We start from the raw sequence: 18,637 nt of genomic DNA, 5'->3' as shown, positions 1-18,637 counted from the left end.
ACTACTGCAGCTCGATGGTCGGGTCGTCGAGCTTGGTCACGCCCGCCGTTCCGACCTTCGCCAGGAGGTCGGAGACCGGACCGAGGCCCGGCAGCTCGGCGTCCGGCTCGATGTCCAGCCACGGCGCGAGCACGAACGCCCGCTCGTGCGCCCGCGGGTGCGGAACGGTCAGCTCGTCGGACTCGATCGTCTTCTTGCCGTACGTGATCAGGTCGACGTCCAGCGTCCGCGGCGCGCCCGGCACGCTGCGCTCGCGGCCGAAGGCCTGCTCGACCGCGTGCGCGCGGTCCAGCAGCGTCTCGACGGCCAGCGTGGTGTCGGCCAGCAACACGATGTTCAGGTACGGGCCGGACTCGTCGGGCCCGCCGATCGGCTGGGTCTCGTAGACCGGCGAGACATCGACGACGACGACGTCCGGGGTGTCCCGCAGCGCGTCGACGGCGCCCTGCAGGTTCGCCTCACGGTCGCCGAGGTTGCTGCCGAGCGACAGGATCACCTGGCGGATCGGCTTCAGGCCGCCGCTGAGGGTATCCGCGTCGATGACGTGGGGACTAGGGGTCTCAGTCACGGGGTTTCTCCGGGTTTGCGCTGCACGGTCAGGACAACATCGTCGAACGGCACGGTGATCGGCGCCGAGGGTTTGTGGATCGTCACCGCGGTCCCGGTGACGCGCGGGTCGGCCAGGCAGATCGTCGCGATCCGCTCGGCCAGGGTCTCGATCAGGTCGACCGGGTCGTTCTCGATCGCCGCGTGCACCTGCTCGGCGACCACGCCGTAGTTCACGGTGTCGGCCAGGTCGTCCGAGGCGGCCGCCGCGCGGGTGTCGAGCTCGAGCCGGACGTCGACGACGAACTCCTGCCCGTCGGCGCGCTCGTGGGTGAACACACCGTGCCGGCCGAAGCCCCGGATGCCGCGGATCTCGATCACGTCAGGGGGCACCGCGGGACCGCTCATTGCGCCTCCTCCGATCGACCCCCAGACGACAGTACCGGGGAGGCGTGGTGGATCCACAACCGCCAGCCGGACGAAGTCTTGCGGAACACGTTGGTCGCGAGCGCCTTGCCACCCGCGAAGCCCTCTTCGGGCGCCCCTTCGCCGGACGACAGCACGTTCTCCGTGCACGTGACGTACGCCACGTCGTTGTCGACCCGGACCTGGACGTCGGTCAGGAAGAACTGGATGTACGGCGTGTTCGCGAAGATCATCGCCCAGGCGCGCATCATCTCGGAGTACCCGGAGATCGCCGCGTTGCCCGGGTGGATGCAGACCGGGTCGGGCTCGGGCAGCCAGACGGCCGCCATCAGGTCCAGGTCGCCGGCCTCGAACGCGTTGTAGAACGCCGTGTTCGCGGTCAGCACCCCGGTCTCGGGCGACGGGCCGCGCGCACCCGCGCGCTGCTCCGGCGTACCGGACGTCTCCGGGGCTCCCGGCTGGTGCTCCTGGTTCGGCTGTTCCTCGGTCATACAGCTCCCCACCTGCTCGCCACCCGGACCGCGTCCGCGCTCGGTGCCACCGAATGTGCCCGGACGCACCAGGCCCCACTCGCGGCGGCCAGGGCGGAAACAGCCGCGCTCGCGTCGTCTCGTCGTACGGCGGGCCTGGGCTCGCCGGTCTGCTCGTCGGCGAGCAGCCTACCGAGGAACGCCTTGCGGGACGCACCGATCAGCAACGGACGTTCCAGTACGCCGAACTCGCGCAGCCGCCGCAGCACCTCCCAGTTGTGGTCCGCGTTCTTCGCGAACCCCAGTCCGGGGTCGAGCGCGACCTTCGCCAGGTCGACCCCGGCGGCGGCGATCGCCTCCAGCCGGACCGCGAGCTCGGCGATCACCTCGGCCACCACGTCGTCGTACCGGGCCCGGTCCTGCATGTCGGCGGAGTGACCACGCCAATGCATGCAGACGTACGGCGTCCCACGGTCGGCGACGAGCGGGAGCATGCCGGGGTCGGCCAGGCCGCCGGACACGTCGTTGACCATCACCGCGCCGGCGTCCAGCGCCAGGGCGGCGACGTCGGCGCGCATCGTGTCGATCGAGATCAGCGCGCCGTCGGCGGCCAGCGCCTCGATCACCGGCAGCACCCGGCGGATCTCCTCGGCCGGCTCGGGCCGCTGCGCGCCGGGCCGGGTCGACTCACCGCCGACGTCCAGCAGGTCGGCGCCCTCGGCCATCAGCTCGCGCCCGTGCTTGATCGCGGCGGCGGGCTCGAACCACTCGCCGCCGTCGGAGAACGAGTCGGGGGTCACGTTGACGACGCCCATCACCAGCGCACGGTCCGGTGTGGGCAGTCCCTCAACATGACTCGGTGGGGCAGTTCGCACTGGACCACCGTAGTGGTCCCGATCGAACTGCCCCACCTAGGTACCAGGCCCCCATCAACTCCCGAGCGCCTGCCGGGGGTCGCTAGCCCAGTACCAATGAGGCGTTACTTGCGGACAACGCCTCACCGATCGGTTGTGAGTAGGACTCGTTGGACCGGCCGCTCTTCTGCAGGCACTCGCCGCGGATCAGGGCCGCGCCGCTGGTGATGCCGAGCGCGTAGGCGCCGGTCAGGTTGGGCCCGCCGGAGTCGCCGGTCCGGACGCAGGCCGTGTGCTGGTACAGGCCCTTGACGATCTTGTTGTCGCCGTAGTTGACGGTCACGTTCTTGGCGACCACGCGGCCGCAGGACCATTGGGTGGTCTTGCCGGACTTGCAGACCGAGGCGCCGACGGTCGGGTTCGCCGAGCCCTGGATCCGGATGTCGCTGTCGTTCCAGCGCTCGACCTCGCCGCGCAGGTCCCAGCCGTCGATCACCTTGACGGTGCCGAAGTCGTTGCCGGGGTAGCTGGAGCTGCGGGTCTCGCCGAGCACGTAGCCGTTGCGTGAGAAGGACGGCTTGCCCGCCGTACAGTGCCCGGCGGTCAGGAAGATGCGGCTGCCGTCCGCCGCGCGGGCGTTGAAGCCGAGCGAGCAGGTGTAGCCGGTGTTCTTGTCGACCTGTACGCCGCCACGCAGGCCGAAGTCGTCGGCGGTCGGCGTGATCGTGCCGGGCGACCTGTTGATCGTGACGCGGTCGCCGTTGGCCTCGGCGCGGCGCAGGAAGCGCTGGGTGCGCAGGTCCTTGGCGCCGTCCGGGACGCTGACGACGACGGTGCCGCTGATCGGGTCGACGTACCAGGACTTCACCTTGCCGGCGGTCGAGCCCACGGCAAGCTTGTCGAGGTCGCGCTGGACCGACTGCAGCTCGGTCGCGGTGAACTTGACCAGCCGCGGCACCGCCCCGGCCGCCCGGACGAGCTCGGCGGTCGCTTCGTCGGAGACGGAGACCACCAACTCCCCCGCGTCGTCCAGGTAGCTGCCGACGATCCGGGACCCGAACTGGGTCTCCATCGCTGCAGCCTTGAGGATCCCCTGCTGCTGCAGCACGTCGGCGTCCTGCGACTCGACCGTGCCCGCCTGTCCCGCGCGGGATTCCGCCTGCGCACCGTTCGCCGCGATCAGTCCCGCCGCCGTGAGAGCGACGATCCCAGCCACCGCGGCGCCGACCCGGCAACGCCCTGACATACGTTCCTCCTCACGAGGCGCCCCCGATCGGACCGCCACTACGGAACGTATGCGTTCGACCACGGAAAGTCCATGGGGAACCAGCCTCTGATTTCTCAACGATCCGGACCCGTTGGGGCTATGCCACCGCGTCCCCCAACATGCGAACGGGCCCTCGGTGCGCCCGAGAGCCCGTTCGACGACCTGCTCATTTCCCGTAGTCGAACCGGGCTTGCAGGATCACCAGATCGTCGCCGTCGACCAGGTAGACCAGCCGATGCTCGGAATCGATCCGACGGGACCATGCGCCTTGCAGCATGTGCTTCAGCGGTTCCGGCTTGCCGATACCGCTCTGCGGGTCGCGGAGCGCGTCGTCGATCAGCTTGTTGATCCGTTCGACCTGCTGCCGATCCGCTTGCTGCCAGTACTTGTAGTCATCCCAGCCGTTCGGGGTGAAGACGAGTCTCACGTCAGTTCGTGCTCTTCCCGTTCACCACGCTGGGCCTGAGCCAGGCTCTCCAGCAGCCGGCGGGCGTTGGCCGGCACTCGCAGCAGGTGAGCTGTCTCCTCGAGCGCGCGATAGTCGTCCATCGACAGCAGGACGGCATCTCCGGCCTTTGAGGTGATCTCCACCGGAGTGTGGTCCTCGTTCACCTGCTCGATCAGCGGAAAGAGGTCGCGCCGGGCAGCTGATGCCGTGATCGCCATACTTCACCTCCGGATAGCAGTGGTACAAGAAATGGTACTACTGCTGCCAGTGCTCAGCCGACGATCAGGCTCATTGCTTCCGCGCGGGTGGAAGGATTGCGGAGCTGACCTCGTACGGCGGACGTGATCGTCTTGGCGCCCGGCTTGCGGACGCCGCGCATGGTCATGCACAGGTGCTCGCACTCGATGACGACGATCACGCCGCGGGGCTTGAGGATCTCCACCAGCGACTCCGCGACCTGCGTGGTCAGGCGTTCCTGCACCTGGGGGCGTTTGGCGTACACGTCGACCAGGCGGGCCAGTTTGGACAGGCCGGTGATCTTGCCGTGGGGGCCGGGGATGTAGCCGACGTGCGCGACCCCGGTGAACGGGACCAGGTGGTGCTCGCACATCGACCACACCTCGATGTCCTTGACCAGGATCATCTCGTCGTGGCCCAGGTCGAACGTCGTGGTCAGCACGTCCGACGCGGTGAGCCCCAGCCCGGCGGTGATCTCCGCGTACGAGCGGGCCACCCGGGCCGGGGTCTCCTTCAGTCCTTCGCGTTCCGGGTCCTCACCGATGGCGATCAGCAGCTCGCGGACCGCCCGTTCGGCCCGCTCGTGGTCGAACGTCGGTGAGGTCATCGGATCATTCTGCCGGAGGGGTCGGCCCGCTGCCGTAGTTCGGGCCGTGGGCCGCCTCGTCCGGGCCGATCGAGCCACCCGGGATGACGTCCTGGAGCGAACCGTTCTGCTCGCCCCGGGTCGGCAGCGGCATCACCGGAGGCTGCTCGGACGGGATCCGGGTCGAGGACCCGGTCCAGGCCGGCCGCAGCTCACGCTTCTGGATCGGCTCGAAGACCCGGGCGATCTCCGCCTTGTCCAGCGTCTCCCGCTCCAGCAGCTCCTCAACCAGGTGGTCGAGCACCGCGCGGTTCTCGGCCAGGATGTCGAAGGCCTCCTGGTGCGCGTTCAGGATCAGCTTGCCGACCTCCTCGTCGACCGCCGCGGCGATCTCCTCGGAGTAGTTGCGCTGGCTGCCCAGGTCGCGGCCCAGGAACGGCTCACCGGAGTCCTGGCCGAACTTGATCGCGCCGAGCCGCTCGGTCATGCCGTACTGCGTGACCATCGCGCGGGCCAGGGCGGTCGCCTTCTCGATGTCGTTGCTCGCGCCCGTGGTCGGGTCGTGGAACACCATCTCCTCGGCGGCGCGGCCACCGAGCATGTAGGCGAGCTTGTCCAGCATCTCCGAGCGCGTCGTCGAGTACTTGTCCTCGTCCGGCAGCACCATCGTGTAGCCCAGCGCGCGACCGCGCGGCAGGATCGTCACCTTGTGCACCGGGTCGGAGTGCGGCAGCGCGGCGGCGACCAGGGCGTGTCCGCCCTCGTGGTACGCCGTGAGCACCTTCTCCTTGTCCGACATCAGCCGGGTCCGGCGCTGCGGACCGGCGATCACGCGGTCGATCGCCTCGTCCAGGGCGAACTTGTCGATCTGGGTCTTGTTCAGCCGGGCGGTCAGCAGGGCCGCCTCGTTCAGCACGTTGGCCAGGTCGGCACCGGTGAAGCCCGGCGTACGACGGGCGACGGCGGTCAGGTCCGCGTCCTCGGACATCGGCTTGCCGCGGGCGTGCACCTTCAGGATCTTGTCGCGGCCCGGCAGGTCCGGCGCGTCGACCGGGATCTGCCGGTCGAAGCGGCCCGGCCGCAGCAGGGCCGGGTCGAGCACGTCCGGCCGGTTCGTCGCGGCGATCAGGATCACACCGCCGCGCACGTCGAAGCCGTCCATCTCGACCAGCAGCTGGTTCAGCGTCTGCTCGCGCTCGTCGTGGCCACCGCCGAGACCCGCACCACGGTGCCGGCCGACGGCGTCGATCTCGTCGATGAAGATGATCGCCGGCGCGTTGGTCTTGGCCGTCTCGAACAGGTCGCGCACCCGGGAGGCGCCGACACCGACGAACATCTCGACGAAGTCCGAGCCGGAGATGGAGTAGAACGGGACGCCCGCCTCACCCGCGACCGCCCGGGCCAGCAGCGTCTTGCCCGTACCGGGCTGGCCGTACAGCAGCACGCCCTTGGGGATCTTCGCGCCGACCGCCTGGAACTTGCCCGGCTCCTGGAGGAACTCCTTGATCTCGCCGAGCTCCTCGATCGCCTCGTCGGCCCCGGCCACGTCCGCGAAGGTCGTCTTCGGGGTGTCCTTGGTGACCAGCTTGGCCTTCGACTTGGCGAAGCTCATCACCCGGGAGCCGCCGCCCTGCATCGAGTTCATCAAGAAGATGAACACCACCGCGATCAGCAGGAACGGGATCAGCGTCGAGAAGACCTGGCCGATGAAGCTCGGCTTGGGGTTCTCCACGTCGTACCGCTCGATCTTGCCCTGCTGGAACAGCGTCTGCAGCGACGTACCGAGTGTGTTGGCCTGGCCGTCGACCCAGTGCGCCCGCACCTTGGTGCCGTCGGTCTTCTCGATCCGGATCTCCTGGTCGGGGTCGATCAGCGTGACCGTCTTGATCGACTTGTCCGACGAGGTGGTGGCCTGCTGGATCAGTTGCACGACCTGGCCGGTGGGCTCGGTCTTGTAACCGTTCGAGCCGCTCAGGAGCTGCCCGATCACGAGCACGCCGATGAAGGCGAGGATGATCCAGGTCAGCGGTCCGCGGAGTATGCGCTTCACGTCCATGATCGAGGCTCGCGCCCCGTCCCTCCTAGCTCAGCAGGCCCGGGTATGGGGGCCTTCGACGGTAACACCAGTCCAAGTGTCTCGTGTCGCACAAGACAACACATCACGAGGGTCACCTGACGACGGTACGGTCCGTTGTACAGGCTGTCACCAAGTCCCGCCCGGAGCGGCCCGCCGGGCGCCCGGCGGAGGGGCTCAGGAGTAGACGTGCGGCGCCAGCGTGGCGACGCAGCGCAGGTTGCGGTACTTCTCGGCGTAGTCGAGCCCGTAGCCGACGACGAACTCGTCCGGCAGCTCGAGGCCGACGTACTTCACCGGTACCGACATCTTGGCGGCGTCCGGCTTGCGGAACGCCGTACAGATCTCCAGCGAGGCGGGCTTGCGGGACTGCAGGTTGCTGACCAGCCAGGTCAGCGTCAGCCCGGTGTCGATGATGTCCTCGACGATCAGCACGTGCCGGTTGGTGATGTCGGTGTCCAGGTCCTTCTGGATCCGGACCACCCCGGACGACTTCGTCCCGGAGCCGTAGGACGAGATGGCCATCCAGTCCATCTCGACGTGCCGGCTGAAGGAGCGGGCGAGGTCGGCCATCACCATCACGGCGCCGCGCAGGACGCCGATGATCAGCACGTCCTTGCCGTCGTAGTCCTGCTCGATCCGGCCGGCCAGTTCCTTCAGCTTCGCCTGGATCTGCTCCTCGGTGAAATGAATCTTGGCCAGGTCTTTCTCGATGTCCGACGCATCCACGCGATCAGGGTGTCACACCGGGCGCCAAGACGATGAATCCGGCCCGCCGGACCACGCGGATCCCTTGCGGCAGGTCGATCCAGCGCTGGCCGTGCCAATCGGTGATCAGGGCGTCGACGGCGGCGATGTGGCCGGCGGTGAGGTCGGTCGCCTGGCAGCCGGCCTCGAGCGCGGCCTGGCGCAGGGCTCTGGTCCGGATCGCCTGCGGCTCGGCGGCGAGCACCGCGATGTCGCAGACCACTTCGTCCTCGGTACGGCGTACTGCTGTCTCGGCGAGGTCCGCGGCGAGCGCGTCGAGCGCGTCGGCGTCCGCCCGGAGCAGCCCGGCGGTCCGGGCCAGCGCCTCGGTCACCCCCGGCCCCAGCGCCTCCTCGATGACCGGAAGCACCTCGTGCCGTACGCGCACTCTTCTGTACTGCGGGTCGTCGTTGTGCGGGTCGTGCCACGGCTGGAGCCCCGAGGCGATGCAAGCTGCAGCCGTCGCGGCCCGCGGGACTTCCAGCAGCGGCCGCCTGAGCAGTCCGGCAACCGGTGCCATCCCAGCAAGGGACCGCGCACCAGAGCCACGCGCCAGCCCGAGCAGGACCGTCTCCGCCTGGTCGTCGCGAGTGTGAGCCAGCAGTACGACGTCCGCCCTGAACGTGTCGGCCGCGTGCCGCAGTGCGTCGTACCGGGCTGTCCGGGCCGCACCCTCCGGGCCGCCCTCACCGCCGACCTCCACCGCGCGGACCTCGACCGGGTCCAGCCCCAGCGACCGGCACTGCTCGGACGCCACGTGAGCCACCTGGGCCGAGTCGGCCTGCAGCCCGTGGTCCACGATCACCGCACCGGCCCGCAGCCCCAGCTTCGGCGCCTCGAACGCGGTGGCGGCCGCCAGCGCCAGCGAGTCGGCCCCGCCGGAGCAGGCGACGAGCACAGTCGTCCCCTGCGGCAGGTCGGCGAGCCCTCCGCGGACCGCCTCACGCACGCGTGCGACCGCTGGATGGAGCTTGCCTCGCCGGCCTTCGACCGCGGACTCAGCCGTGGACTCGGGAGACCCAGGCATCGGGGTTGGCGATCTCGTTCTTGGTGGGCAGGGTGTTCGGGCCGGTCCAGACCCGGTTGAAGCCCTCCATGCCGACGCGGTCGACCACGCGGCGGACGAAGGCCGCGCCGTCCTGGTACTGCCGCATCTTGGCGTCCAGCCCGAGCAGCTTCTTGAGCAGCTGGTCGACCGGGTTCCCGCCGGAGCGCCGGGTGCTGAACTTGGACCGGATCTGCTCCACCGTCGGGATCACCGACGGACCGACGCCGTCCATCACGAAGTCCGCGTGGCCCTCCAGCAGTGACATCACCGCGGTCAGCCGGTCCAGCACGGCCCGCTGCTCGGGCGACTGCATCAGGTCGACCAGGCTCAGCTCGGCCTCGCCCTTCACCGACCGGCCCAGCCGCTGCACCGCCTCGCGGAACATCGCCGCGTACGCCGACGCGTCCAGCTCGGCCTGGTCCAGGAACAGCGCGATCTCGGACCGCAGGTGGTCCCGCAGCCACGGCACCGCGGTGAACTGCACCCGGTGGGTCTCCTCGTGCAGGCAGACCCACAGCCGGAAGTCCCGCGGTACGACGCCCAGCTCGTTCTCGACGTGCATCACGTTCGGCGCGACCAGCAGCAGCCGGCCGGTCAGACCGGGGCGGTCCGGGTCGGGCTCGGCCGGGTAGAACGGGTCGAACTGACCCAGCACCCGGGAGGACAGGAAGGCCAGTAGCGCACCGGCCTCGATCGCGGTGACCCGGGAGCCGACCGCGGACGACAGCCCACCGGTCCGCTCCTGCTTCTCCCGCAGTTTGTCGGCCAGCGGCGCCAGCACGGTCTTGAACCCGTCGGCGTTGGCCTGCACCCAGCCGGGCCGGTCGACGACCACCACGGGAGCGGTGGCCGACGTGGCCTGCAGGCCAGTGAAGTTCCGCACGTGGTGCTCGGACTCAGCGGCGAACTGCCGCAGCTCGGCAACCACCTGATCCGCCTCGGCGCGGCTGACCACAGGTCCCGGTCGCAGAAGCTTCCGGGCCACTCCGGTCGCCAGCTGCCAGTCGACCATCTCCGCCGCTTCAGCCGTCATGTACCGACCCTAATCCCCTGGACCAACACGCGCTCGCCAAGCGCGGGAAAAGACAAGGGAAGGAAAGAAAGAGAGTTGCTCAGACACCACAACCACAAGACGCCAACGCCGCGACAGCCCTGTCCAGCGCGGCCCTGGCCTCCAGCGGCTTGTCAGCCGGTACGGCGTCAGTAGCGACCGCGAACACCAGCAGCGACCCGGTCTTCGTACGCACCAGCCCAGCCAGCGAGTGCACCCCGGTCAGCGTCCCCGTCTTGGCCCGCACCAGCCCGGTCCCACCCGCCGTACCGGGGCCGGTGAACCTCTTCTCCAGGCTCCCCGTGAACCCCGCCACCGGCAGCCCGCTGATCAGGTGCCGCAGCTCCGGCCGGGCAACCGCCACGCGGACCGCCCCGGCCAGCGCGTCGAGCGGCACCTGGTTGGTCCGCGACAGCCCGCTCCCGTCCTCGATCCGCGCCTTGCTCACGTTCACCCCGAGCTTGGTCAGCGTGGCCCGCAGCCCCTTGAGCCCACCCGTGGACGACCCGCCGTTCCGCGTCGCCAGCCCGACGTGCCGCAGCAGCACCTCGGCGCCGTCGTTGTCGCTGTGCAGGTTCACGTACTCGACGATGTCCCCCACCGGAGCCGACCGGACCTCGCCCATCTTCTCCGCGGCCTCCGGAGCGGTCACCGGCTTCACACTCGCGCCCACCTTGATCCCGGTGGCCCGCAGCAGCGTCGCGAAGGAGGCGGCGGCCGCGGCGGCCGGTGACGGCGCCCGCTTCGCCATGCCCGGGCTCAGCCGGCCCTCGTTCGCCCAGAGCGCCGAGGTCGGAGCGGCGATGCCTTCGGGGATGTAGTTCGCCTCCCACTTGGCGTTGGCCGCCGAACCGGAGAACAGCGACGCGTCGTACCCGAGGGTGACTGTCGTGACTCCCTGTTCGCGCAGCGACTTCGCCGTACTGGCTGCGAGGTCCTGCAGCGTGGCCCGGACCGGGAAGTCGAGCGGGTCCTTGGACCGCTTCACCGTCAGCAACGGGTCGCCGCCGCCGACCAGGACCAGCGAGCTCCCGCTCAGCACGGTCGAGGTGGTGAACCAGTGGTCCGGCCCGAGCGTCTCCAGCGCCGACACGGTTGTCAGCAGCTTCAGCGTGGACGCCGGGACGTACGGGAGCGTCGTACCGACCGAGTAGATCGTCTTGTTGCGGGAGGCGTCGAACACCGTCGCGCCGTAGTGCTTGCCGAGCGACGGGTCGGCCAGCGCGGCCGCCAGGGCCTTCCGCACACCGGCAGCGGTCGGCGCGACACCCTCTGCCTTGGCCGGAGCCAGTACGGCGGGCGCCGCCGTAGCTGTCCGCGACCTCGCGGGCACGGCCTGCGCCCCGCTGACCAGTCCGGCGAGCGCGGCACCTGCGACGAGCGTGACGAACGCCGCACGGGGAGGACGGGCCACCAGGCTGCTCCTGTCATTTGGTCGGTCCGAACCGTGACAGTATCTGCCGTATGGAGTTCGACGTCTTCATCGAGATCCCCAAGGGCACCCGCAACAAGTACGAGCTGGACCACAAGACCAACCGGCTGCGGCTCGACCGCACCCTGTTCACGGCCACTCAGTACCCCTCCGACTACGGGTTCATCGAGGACACCCTCGGTCAGGACGGCGACCCCCTGGACGCGCTCGTGCTGCTGACCGAGCCGACCTTCCCGGGCTGCCTGATCCGCGCCCGGGCGATCGGTATGTTCCGGATGACCGACGAGAAGGGGCCGGACGACAAGGTCCTCTGCGTCCCGGCCGGCGACCCGCGCCAGGAGCACCTGCGCGACATCCACCACGTCCCGGAGTTCGACCGGCTCGAGATCCAGCACTTCTTCGAGGTCTACAAGGACCTGGAGCCCGGCAAGTCCGTCGAGGGCGCCAGCTGGGTCGGCCGCGCCGACGCCGAGGCCGAGGTCACCGCCTCCTTCGAACGCCTGAAGACCGACCACCACTGACCTTGCAACAAACTGCAAGAGGGCTGCCGGCCACCGGCGGCCCTCGGCAGGTTGCCCTCCGTCCGGAGCACTCCGACGGTGAGCCCTGGCCGTACGCCGATCAACTGCGTGCCGCCGCCGGCTACCCACCCAGGCCCGACAACTCCGGCCACGGCACCGCGCCACTGGTCTGGGCGGCCATCTCGACCGCGCTGACGCAACCGCCGCTGGCTCTGGCTGGTGGTCCCGCTCAACGCTGTCGCCGTGCTGGCCGTCGCCATCCTTCTGATCGGCGGGAGCAGCGCGTGGGGCTGGGACGGTTACAGCTTCAGCGGCGTTCACCTCAACCGCTACTAGAGCGCGTCTCTCGAATTACGCTCTAGCTCGTCGGCGGGTCGTGCCGCAGGCGCATCTCCTCGTTGATCCGGAGGGCCTCCGCGAGCTGGTCCTCGAGGATGATGATCCGGCACGCGGCGTCGAGCGCGGTGCCGCCGTCGACGAGCTCGCGGGCCCGCGCGGCCAGGCGCAGCTGGTAGCGCGAGTAGCGGCGATGGCCGCCGTCGGACCGCTGCGGTGTGATCAACTTCGCTTCGTCGAGGCTGCGCAGGAAGCCGGGCGTGGTGCCGAGCATCTCGGCCGCGCGGCCCATCGTGTAGGCGGGATAGTCGTCGTCGTCGAAGTGGGCCGGCCCGGTCGTCTGGGCTGAACTCATCGGGGTCTCCGTGGGTGATTCAGCGGTCATCGAACTCCATGTCGAAGGGCCCCGGTGCCGAAGCACCGGGGCCCGCAGGTTGGATTTTGCCACCATCTACCGGTCGTCAGACCGGTCTGACACTTCCGCGGCACGCCAACTGAAGGCCGTGACCACGTGGATCGCTGAACTGCGTAACCGAAGACCACCTTCTTCCGATGGAGCTACGGCACCCGCCCGGCGAACTTCTGGCACTGGCGGGCGATCCGACGGTGAAACCCATCCTCCTTACTCGCGGACAAACTGACTGCTACTGCTGGTACTGCACCAACTGGTACTGCTGTACGGAACTGCAACTGACTACGTACTGCACTACTACTCACTACAACAACCAACTGCACACTGCCATTACTGCTTCCTCGGTCAAGCCGCGGACCTCTTGCAACCACTGGCCCCAGCGACCCTGATCGAAGCCTGGCGCGAAACCCGAGCCCTTCCACTGATCGGCCCGGCGGAGTCCGCCGTCTTGCAACTGCTCGGACAGAACATCAGCTGTCCACGTCAGCTTCGCTTTGTTTCTCTGTCAACACGAAGAACACTACACGCCCCGCCACGCAATGTCTAATCCCGCCACCACAGATTTTGGGAGCGCCCCGGGACAGCTTCGACCGGCGGTCAGTCCGCCGTCAGCCGGCCGAGCAACTCGAGCAAGGTCCTGCGCTCCGTGGCCGTCAGCCGTTCGAGCAGTTCGGCCTCGGCCGCGAAGATCAGCCGGTCCATCCGCTCGACCGCGATTTCGCCCGACGGCGTGATCGCGACGATGTTGCGCCGGCGATCGGCCGGGTCACTCCGCCGTACGACGTACTCCAGGGTCTCCAGCTCGTCGAGCACGGCGACGAGATCGCTGCGGTCGAACGAGATCCGGTCCGCCAGCGCACCCTGCGCGGCCTCGCCGTCGTCGGCCAGGCTGACGAGGACGTGATAGTGCTGCGTCCGCACGTCCGCGGCCGCCATCTGCCGACGGACCAGTCGCTGCGCCTGCTGGCTGGCTCGGCCGAGGGTCCACAGGACCCGGTCCGCGAGACGGTGCTGGGACGACTTCACGGCACTCACTCTAAAACCCCACCCTGTCCGCCCCCGGCCGGACGTATCGTAGGAGATACCCATAATTTATAGCTCCTACGATCGGAATCTCATGCGCGCAGTTCGCTACTTCCGGTACGGCGGTCCGGAGGTCCTCGAAGTGACCGAGGTCCCGGCCCCCGAGCCCACCGCCGGACAGGTCCTGGTCGAGGTCGAGGCGGTCGGCGCGAACGCGATCGACGGCGTGTTCCGGCGCGGAGGCGGCCCCTGGCAGCGGCCGTTGCCCGGCCGGCTGACCGGCGACGTGGTCGGTCGCGTCGTACGGCTCGGTCCGGACGTCCCCGCCGGTATCAGCGTCGGGCAACGCGTCGCCGCCCTCTCCGAGGACGCGTTCGCCGAGATCGTCGCCGTCGACGCCCAGTGGCTGGCCGCCGTCCCTGAGGACGCGGCAGCCGGCGAGGCGACGGCGCTGTCGATGACCGCCCCGCTCGCACTTCGACTGCTCGCAACCGGCCAGGTCGGCGAGGGCGACACCGTGCTCGTCCACTCCGCGGCGGGCGCCGTCGGCCATTTGGCGGTTCAGCTCGCCCGCACCCTCGGCGCCTCGACCGTGATCGGTACGGCGTCGTCGCGGAGCAAGCGCGACTTCGCCGAGCAGCACGGCGCGACGCTGACGGTCGACAGCACCGCCGCCGACTGGGCCGACCAAGTCCGCGAGGCCGCGCCGGACGGCGTCGACATCGTCCTGGACGCAGTAGGCGGCAGCGTGTTCGAGCAGGGCCTGGACCTGCTCGCCCCCTTCGGCCGGATGGTCGCGTACGGCGCGATCGGCGGCGAGCTGCCCGGCATCAGCAGTCAGCAACTCTTCGGCGGCCTCCGCTACACCACCGCGGTCTCGATGCTCGCCTGGCGACAGGCACGTCCCGCGCTCGCGCGAGAAGACATCACGGCGGTGACCCGGCTGTGGCAGGCCGGCGAGCTGCGTCCCGCTGTCCACGCCACCTGTCCCCTGAGCGCCACCGCCACGATCCACGACACCTTGGACCGCCGGGCGAATCTCGGCCGGCTGGTCGCCGTACCGTGACAGCGGCGTAGGGCTACCAGCCGATCAGCGAGTACGACGGCGCCTGGCGGCCCTCCGGTTCGGGCTCGGGAACCACCGGCTCCGGGCGGGTCTCGCCGCCAGGACAGTTGGCCACCTCCTGCTGGGGGGCCACGGGCGGGCGCCGCCGGGTGAGCACCTCGGCGAGGCGGGTCCTGCTACGGGTCGGGCTCATCAGCTACCACCGTTCTGCTGGGCATCGGCTCAGGTGCGGTGTCAGGGGCGGGCTGACGGTGAAGCTGCGGCGGCCGGGACAAATGCCGCCGCAGCGGATCTAGGGGCGACCGAAGAAGTCCGGGTCTTCCCAGTAGTAGATGCTGTCGATGGTGACCGGGCGGCCGGTCCGGGGCGCGTGCACCATCCGGCCACCGCCCAGGTACATCGCGACGTGGAAGATCGTGCCCGGGTCGTTGGAGTTCTCGGCCCAGAAGATCAGGTCGCCGGGCCGCAGCTCGTCCTCGGAGATGTGCCGGACCTGCTCGTACTGCGCGACGCTGTAGTGCGGGAGGGCGACGCCGGCCTTCTTCCAGGCTTTCATGGTCAGGCCGGAGCAGTCCCACGAGTCCGGACCGGTGGCGGCCCAGACGTACGGGTCACCGAGCTGGGACAGGGCGAAGGCGACCGCGGCCGAAGCGCCCTTGCGGCTGGGGGTGCTGCCGCCACCGCCACCGTTGCCCGGCCGGTCGGTCTTCGGCTTCGGCTTCTTCTTCGGCGGCTTGGTGCCGTGCTTGCCGGCCTCCTTCTGCTCCTCGCGGTCCTTGCGAGCCTGCTCGGCCTGCGCGGCCGCGGCCTCGGCCCGCTCGGCGGCCTCCTTGGCGGCGATCCGCTTCCGGAGCTCCTCGGCCTTCTTCGCGGCCAGTGCGGCGGCTCGCTGGCGCGCAAGCTCCTCGAGTCCCCGCTGCCGCTGGTCAGCCACCTGGTACGACGTACTGCGCAACCTCGCCAGCTGGCTGATCTGCTGCTTGCGCTGAGCGCCGATCGCCGCGACGGCCGACGCCTGGTTCGCCTCGGCCGCCTGGGCGGCCTTCTTCGCCTTCGCCGCCTCGTCGGTTGCGGCCTGCACCTTGGTGACGGCCTGGTCGGCCTGCGCCTTGAACGCGTTGCTGACCACCTGGGTCGCGGTGAAGCGCAGGTACGAGCCCTGCATCGCCTGCGACACCGAACGTGCCGCACCGGCCGAGTCGAGCAGCTGCTGCGGGCCGTCCGCACTGAGCAGCGGGCCGAGCTGCGCAAGGTCGCCACCACCTTGGTACGACGCCGCGGCGAACCGGCCGATCTGGCGGCGCTGGTCCGCGAGCGTCTGCGCCGCCTTCTTCACCCGGGCGGCGGCCGCGGCGGCCTCCGCCTTGGCCTTGGTGAGGCGGTAGACCGCGCCGTTGTACTTCTCGGCGGCGATGCCGGTCTCCCGGCCGAGCTGCTCGAGCCGGGCGTTCGCGCCGGCCAGCTGCTGCTCGATCGCCGCCACCTGCGCGGCCTTGTCGGCGGCGGCCTTCTTCGCCGCGTCCACCTGGGACTGCGACGGGATGACCGGCGGTTTCGGGTCGGCCTGGGCCGGCACGGTGTTCAGGGCCATGGTGCCGGTCATGCAGACCGCGAGCACTCCGGAGAGCAAAGCCCTACCGGTCTTCCCAGTGCTCACGACCCGCCTGCCGGACGTAGCCCCCGAGGGCGTCCGCATCGGGTATTTCCTTCCGCCGGTCGCGAACTCCTTCCCCAGAGTTCGCGAACTTTTGGTCCTTCTGGACCACATACGTGACACTAGTTGCCTTCAGCCCCATTGGGAACACTCATCCCACGAATAACTTTGTTGCACGTGCGTGTCGGCTTGACAAACTACAAGCTTGTAATTCACGCGCCCAGATTTGGTGGCCCTGGGCAATCGCTTGCCGAGGCAACGAAAAAGGTGCGACGCGCAGCGCCGCACGACTCCGGGCGAAGGCCCCCGGATACACCACACCCCCGCACGGCGCGCAGCGCCGTGCGGGGGTGTGTCTGTTCAGCGAAGGGTGAAGGTGGCAACTACCGGCAGGTGGTCCGAAGCCAACGTCACCGGCACCGTCGCCGACGTCGGTTTGAGACCCGCACTGTGCAGGAGGAAGTCGATCCGCTTGGTCGGGTTGCTTGCCTCGATCGTGTAGCCGGGGCCCTTGCCGACCTGCGGCCAGGTGTCGCGCAGCACGGCGGTGAGGGTCCTGATCTCCGGCGACGTGTCGACGGCGTTCAGGTCACCGACCAGGAGGGTCGGCTGCTTGGACTTGCCGAGCAGCTCGACGACCTTCTTGGCCTGCTCGAGGCGCTCGTCGTTGTTGTTGCTGGTCAGGTGCGTGTTCGCGAACCGGAAGTCCTGCCCGCGGACCTTCAGCGTCGCGACGGCCAGGCCGCGCTGCTCACCGGTCGGGTAGAGCGGCAGCAGCGTGTTCTTGAAGTCCTTGATCGGGAAGCGCGACAGCACCGCCGTCCCGTACTGCCGGCGCGGCTCGCCGGCGTTGACCGGCGGCAGGTCGAGGTTCGGCGCGAACTTGTAGTGCATCTTCAGCCGCTTGGCCAGCCACGCGGCCTGGTCGACCCAGTTGCTGCGGACGTCCCAGTGGTTGTCGACCTCCTGCAGCCCGACCACGCTCGCGCCGGACGACTCGATCACCTTCGCGACCCGCTCCAGGTCGAGCACGCCGTCGACGCCGGCCGCGTGGTGGATGTTGTAGGTGATCACCTTCAGCGATCGGTCCTCGTCGTGGTGCCGCGGACTCGCCGCGGCGGCGGTCGGCAGCACCATCAGCAGTCCCGCGACAGCGGCGAGCAGACTCTTGGGAAGAATGCGCATGGCCTCAATCCTGGTCGAACCGATGCGACCCCGGTACGTCGTCCGGGTGTCGCCGAGCTGAACAAGTCCGCGGCGAACAATCCGCCTCGAGCAAAACCGCGTCGAACAATCCGTGTCACCGGCCGAGCGTCAGCCGCCCGACGGCACCCTTGGCACCGGAGGCCCAGCAGCCGGCCTGACGCCCGTGTCCCGCGCACTCCACGCTGTCGAAGTTCGCGTCGGAGAACTGCTTCCAGTGGTGCCCACCGTCCAGTGAAACGTCACTCCCCGACGGCCCGACGGCAACCACCGTCGCCAGCGTCCCCGGCACGAACGCGGATCCGCTGCGGTACCCCTTCGGCGCCTGCGCCGCCGGGATCAGCCGCCAGGTCCGTCCACCGTCGTACGTCACCGACGCGGCGCGCACCGCCTCGGTCGGCTTCTCGAAGTCGCCGCCCAGCGCCACGCCGTACAGGGGACCACGGAACGCGAGCGTGAAGATCCCGGCCGCCGCGCCGCTCGCCATCGGCGAGTCGGTCACCTTCCAGGTCCGGCCGCCGTCGACGGTCCGGAACACCCGCGGCCGGTCGCCGCCGCCGGTCGCGAACCACGCCGTACGGCCGGCCCCGGCGACCAGGCAGGTCCCGGAAGCCGCGAAGGCGAACTCACCGGGCAGCGCCGCCGGCATCCCGGCCGGCGACTGGACCTTCCACGACTTGCCGCCGTCGGAGGTGCCGGCGATCCGGAACTTCCCGCCGACCGGGTCGCTCAGCGCGAGCCCGTGCCGGGAGTCGTTGAAGTCCAGGCAGTCGTAGAACGCGGCCGGGTCGGTGTTGCGGAAGCTCTCCGTCCAGCGCTTGCCGCCGTCCTCGGTCCGGTAGACCCGCGACTCCTCGCCCGGCCCGATCGCCAGCACCACCGCGCGCCGGGCGTCGAACGCCTCGACGTCGCGGAACATCAGCGCCTCCGCGCCGGCCGGGCTCACGTTCTGCCACTTCTTCCCACCGTCGACGGTCCGCAGCACCTGCCCGGCACTACCGGCGACCCAGGCGACGTCCTTGCTCACCGCGGCCAGCCCGCGGAACTGCGACTCGCTCCCCGTCGGCGTCACTTCCCACTGGTACGACGGCCGATGGCCGCCGGCCTGAGCCGGCGTGGTGATCAGCGAGGCGGCGAGCAGGACTCCGGCCGCGAGCGCGGCGAAACGCAGGGTCTTCATGAGCGGCAAAGTTAGTACAAGCCCCGGGCAAGCACGAGCCCTTGCCGCCTCGCCGC

21 protein-coding genes are annotated in these 18,637 nt (G+C 69.7%); 2 read left to right on the top strand and 19 right to left on the bottom strand.

What is annotated here, in order from left to right:
• Window position 1: 1 nt before the first annotated feature.
• The 13 genes from folK to dacB all read right to left on the bottom strand — a co-directional run bounded on the left by folK (window position 2) and on the right by dacB (window position 11,168).
• A complete protein-coding gene (folK, locus tag ACLQ2O_RS06425) occupies window positions 2-568 on the bottom strand; it encodes a 2-amino-4-hydroxy-6-hydroxymethyldihydropteridine diphosphokinase (RefSeq protein WP_425828178.1) in 567 nt (188 codons plus the stop codon).
• A complete protein-coding gene (folB, locus tag ACLQ2O_RS06420) occupies window positions 565-954 on the bottom strand; it encodes a dihydroneopterin aldolase (protein ID WP_425828176.1) in 390 nt (129 codons plus the stop codon). The genes folK and folB overlap by 4 nt, the downstream gene beginning before the upstream one ends.
• The gene (locus ACLQ2O_RS06415; protein WP_425828174.1) at window positions 951-1,463 is read right to left on the bottom strand and encodes a nuclear transport factor 2 family protein; all 513 of its coding nucleotides are present in this window, start codon (window positions 1,461-1,463) and stop codon (window positions 951-953) included. The genes folB and ACLQ2O_RS06415 overlap by 4 nt, the downstream gene beginning before the upstream one ends.
• On the bottom strand, window positions 1,460-2,257 hold the full coding sequence (folP, locus tag ACLQ2O_RS06410; RefSeq protein ID WP_425829083.1) for a dihydropteroate synthase: 798 nt from the start codon (window positions 2,255-2,257) through the stop codon (window positions 1,460-1,462). The genes ACLQ2O_RS06415 and folP overlap by 4 nt, the downstream gene beginning before the upstream one ends.
• Before the next feature lie 142 nt (window positions 2,258-2,399).
• Window positions 2,400-3,542 carry a S1 family peptidase gene (locus ACLQ2O_RS06405; RefSeq protein WP_425828172.1) on the bottom strand — a complete coding sequence of 381 codons (1,143 nt, stop codon included), beginning with the start codon at window positions 3,540-3,542 and terminating at the stop codon, window positions 2,400-2,402.
• Window positions 3,543-3,729: 187 nt separating this feature from the next.
• Window positions 3,730-3,990 (bottom strand): Txe/YoeB family addiction module toxin, encoded by a 261-nt coding sequence (locus ACLQ2O_RS06400; RefSeq protein ID WP_425828170.1) that lies wholly within the window; start codon window positions 3,988-3,990, stop codon window positions 3,730-3,732.
• On the bottom strand, window positions 3,987-4,229 hold the full coding sequence (locus ACLQ2O_RS06395) for a type II toxin-antitoxin system Phd/YefM family antitoxin (RefSeq protein ID WP_077018912.1): 243 nt from the start codon (window positions 4,227-4,229) through the stop codon (window positions 3,987-3,989). Before ACLQ2O_RS06395 ends, ACLQ2O_RS06400 begins: the two co-directional genes overlap by 4 nt.
• A gap of 53 nt (window positions 4,230-4,282) precedes the next feature.
• On the bottom strand, window positions 4,283-4,855 hold the full coding sequence (gene folE, locus ACLQ2O_RS06390) for a GTP cyclohydrolase I FolE (RefSeq protein ID WP_425828168.1): 573 nt from the start codon (window positions 4,853-4,855) through the stop codon (window positions 4,283-4,285).
• Between the two features lie 4 nt (window positions 4,856-4,859).
• Entirely contained in the window at window positions 4,860-6,890 is a 2,031-nt protein-coding gene (gene ftsH / locus ACLQ2O_RS06385) for an ATP-dependent zinc metalloprotease FtsH (protein ID WP_425828166.1), read from the bottom strand.
• A gap of 195 nt (window positions 6,891-7,085) precedes the next feature.
• Entirely contained in the window at window positions 7,086-7,637 is a 552-nt protein-coding gene (gene hpt / locus ACLQ2O_RS06380; protein ID WP_425828164.1) for a hypoxanthine phosphoribosyltransferase, read from the bottom strand.
• Between the two features lie 4 nt (window positions 7,638-7,641).
• Entirely contained in the window at window positions 7,642-8,604 is a 963-nt protein-coding gene (gene tilS, locus ACLQ2O_RS06375; protein ID WP_425828162.1) for a tRNA lysidine(34) synthetase TilS, read from the bottom strand.
• A gap of 49 nt (window positions 8,605-8,653) precedes the next feature.
• Window positions 8,654-9,736, bottom strand: a complete 1,083-nt coding sequence (locus ACLQ2O_RS06370) for a zinc-dependent metalloprotease (RefSeq protein WP_425828160.1) — start codon at window positions 9,734-9,736, stop codon at window positions 8,654-8,656.
• Between the two features lie 79 nt (window positions 9,737-9,815).
• Entirely contained in the window at window positions 9,816-11,168 is a 1,353-nt protein-coding gene (dacB, locus tag ACLQ2O_RS06365) for a D-alanyl-D-alanine carboxypeptidase/D-alanyl-D-alanine endopeptidase (RefSeq protein WP_425828158.1), read from the bottom strand.
• Window positions 11,169-11,218: 50 nt separating this feature from the next.
• On the opposite strand from dacB, the gene ACLQ2O_RS06360 reads away from it, so the two are divergent.
• Window positions 11,219-11,707, top strand: coding sequence for an inorganic diphosphatase (locus tag ACLQ2O_RS06360; RefSeq protein ID WP_425828156.1), 489 nt, complete (start codon window positions 11,219-11,221; stop codon window positions 11,705-11,707).
• 358 nt (window positions 11,708-12,065) lie between these two features.
• Here the strand turns inward: ACLQ2O_RS06360 and ACLQ2O_RS06355 are convergent, their stop codons facing one another.
• Together ACLQ2O_RS06355 and ACLQ2O_RS06350 are read right to left on the bottom strand one after the other, a co-directional pair.
• The gene (locus tag ACLQ2O_RS06355; RefSeq protein WP_425828154.1) at window positions 12,066-12,398 is read right to left on the bottom strand and encodes a MerR family transcriptional regulator; all 333 of its coding nucleotides are present in this window, start codon (window positions 12,396-12,398) and stop codon (window positions 12,066-12,068) included.
• A gap of 654 nt (window positions 12,399-13,052) precedes the next feature.
• Complete coding sequence (locus tag ACLQ2O_RS06350; protein ID WP_425828152.1) at window positions 13,053-13,481, bottom strand: MarR family winged helix-turn-helix transcriptional regulator; 429 nt, start codon at window positions 13,479-13,481, stop codon at window positions 13,053-13,055.
• Window positions 13,482-13,572: 91 nt separating this feature from the next.
• On the opposite strand from ACLQ2O_RS06350, the gene ACLQ2O_RS06345 reads away from it, so the two are divergent.
• Window positions 13,573-14,544, top strand: a complete 972-nt coding sequence (locus ACLQ2O_RS06345) for a quinone oxidoreductase family protein (protein WP_425828150.1) — start codon at window positions 13,573-13,575, stop codon at window positions 14,542-14,544.
• Between the two features lie 13 nt (window positions 14,545-14,557).
• Here the strand turns inward: ACLQ2O_RS06345 and ACLQ2O_RS06340 are convergent, their stop codons facing one another.
• The 4 genes from ACLQ2O_RS06340 to ACLQ2O_RS06325 all read right to left on the bottom strand — a co-directional run bounded on the left by ACLQ2O_RS06340 (window position 14,558) and on the right by ACLQ2O_RS06325 (window position 18,581).
• Window positions 14,558-14,737, bottom strand: coding sequence for a hypothetical protein (locus ACLQ2O_RS06340; RefSeq protein ID WP_425828148.1), 180 nt, complete (start codon window positions 14,735-14,737; stop codon window positions 14,558-14,560).
• Window positions 14,738-14,836: 99 nt separating this feature from the next.
• Complete coding sequence (locus ACLQ2O_RS06335; protein ID WP_425828146.1) at window positions 14,837-16,201, bottom strand: C40 family peptidase; 1,365 nt, start codon at window positions 16,199-16,201, stop codon at window positions 14,837-14,839.
• 357 nt (window positions 16,202-16,558) lie between these two features.
• A complete protein-coding gene (locus ACLQ2O_RS06330) occupies window positions 16,559-17,383 on the bottom strand; it encodes an endonuclease/exonuclease/phosphatase family protein (protein WP_425828144.1) in 825 nt (274 codons plus the stop codon).
• 115 nt (window positions 17,384-17,498) lie between these two features.
• Entirely contained in the window at window positions 17,499-18,581 is a 1,083-nt protein-coding gene (locus tag ACLQ2O_RS06325) for an oxidoreductase (RefSeq protein WP_425828142.1), read from the bottom strand.
• Window positions 18,582-18,637: the final 56 nt, after the last annotated feature.

It is taken from the genome of Kribbella sp. DT2 (assembly GCF_049844575.1).
Lineage (GTDB): Bacteria > Actinomycetota > Actinomycetes > Propionibacteriales > Kribbellaceae > Kribbella.
This window is presented reverse-complemented; position numbering and strand designations above follow the sequence as displayed.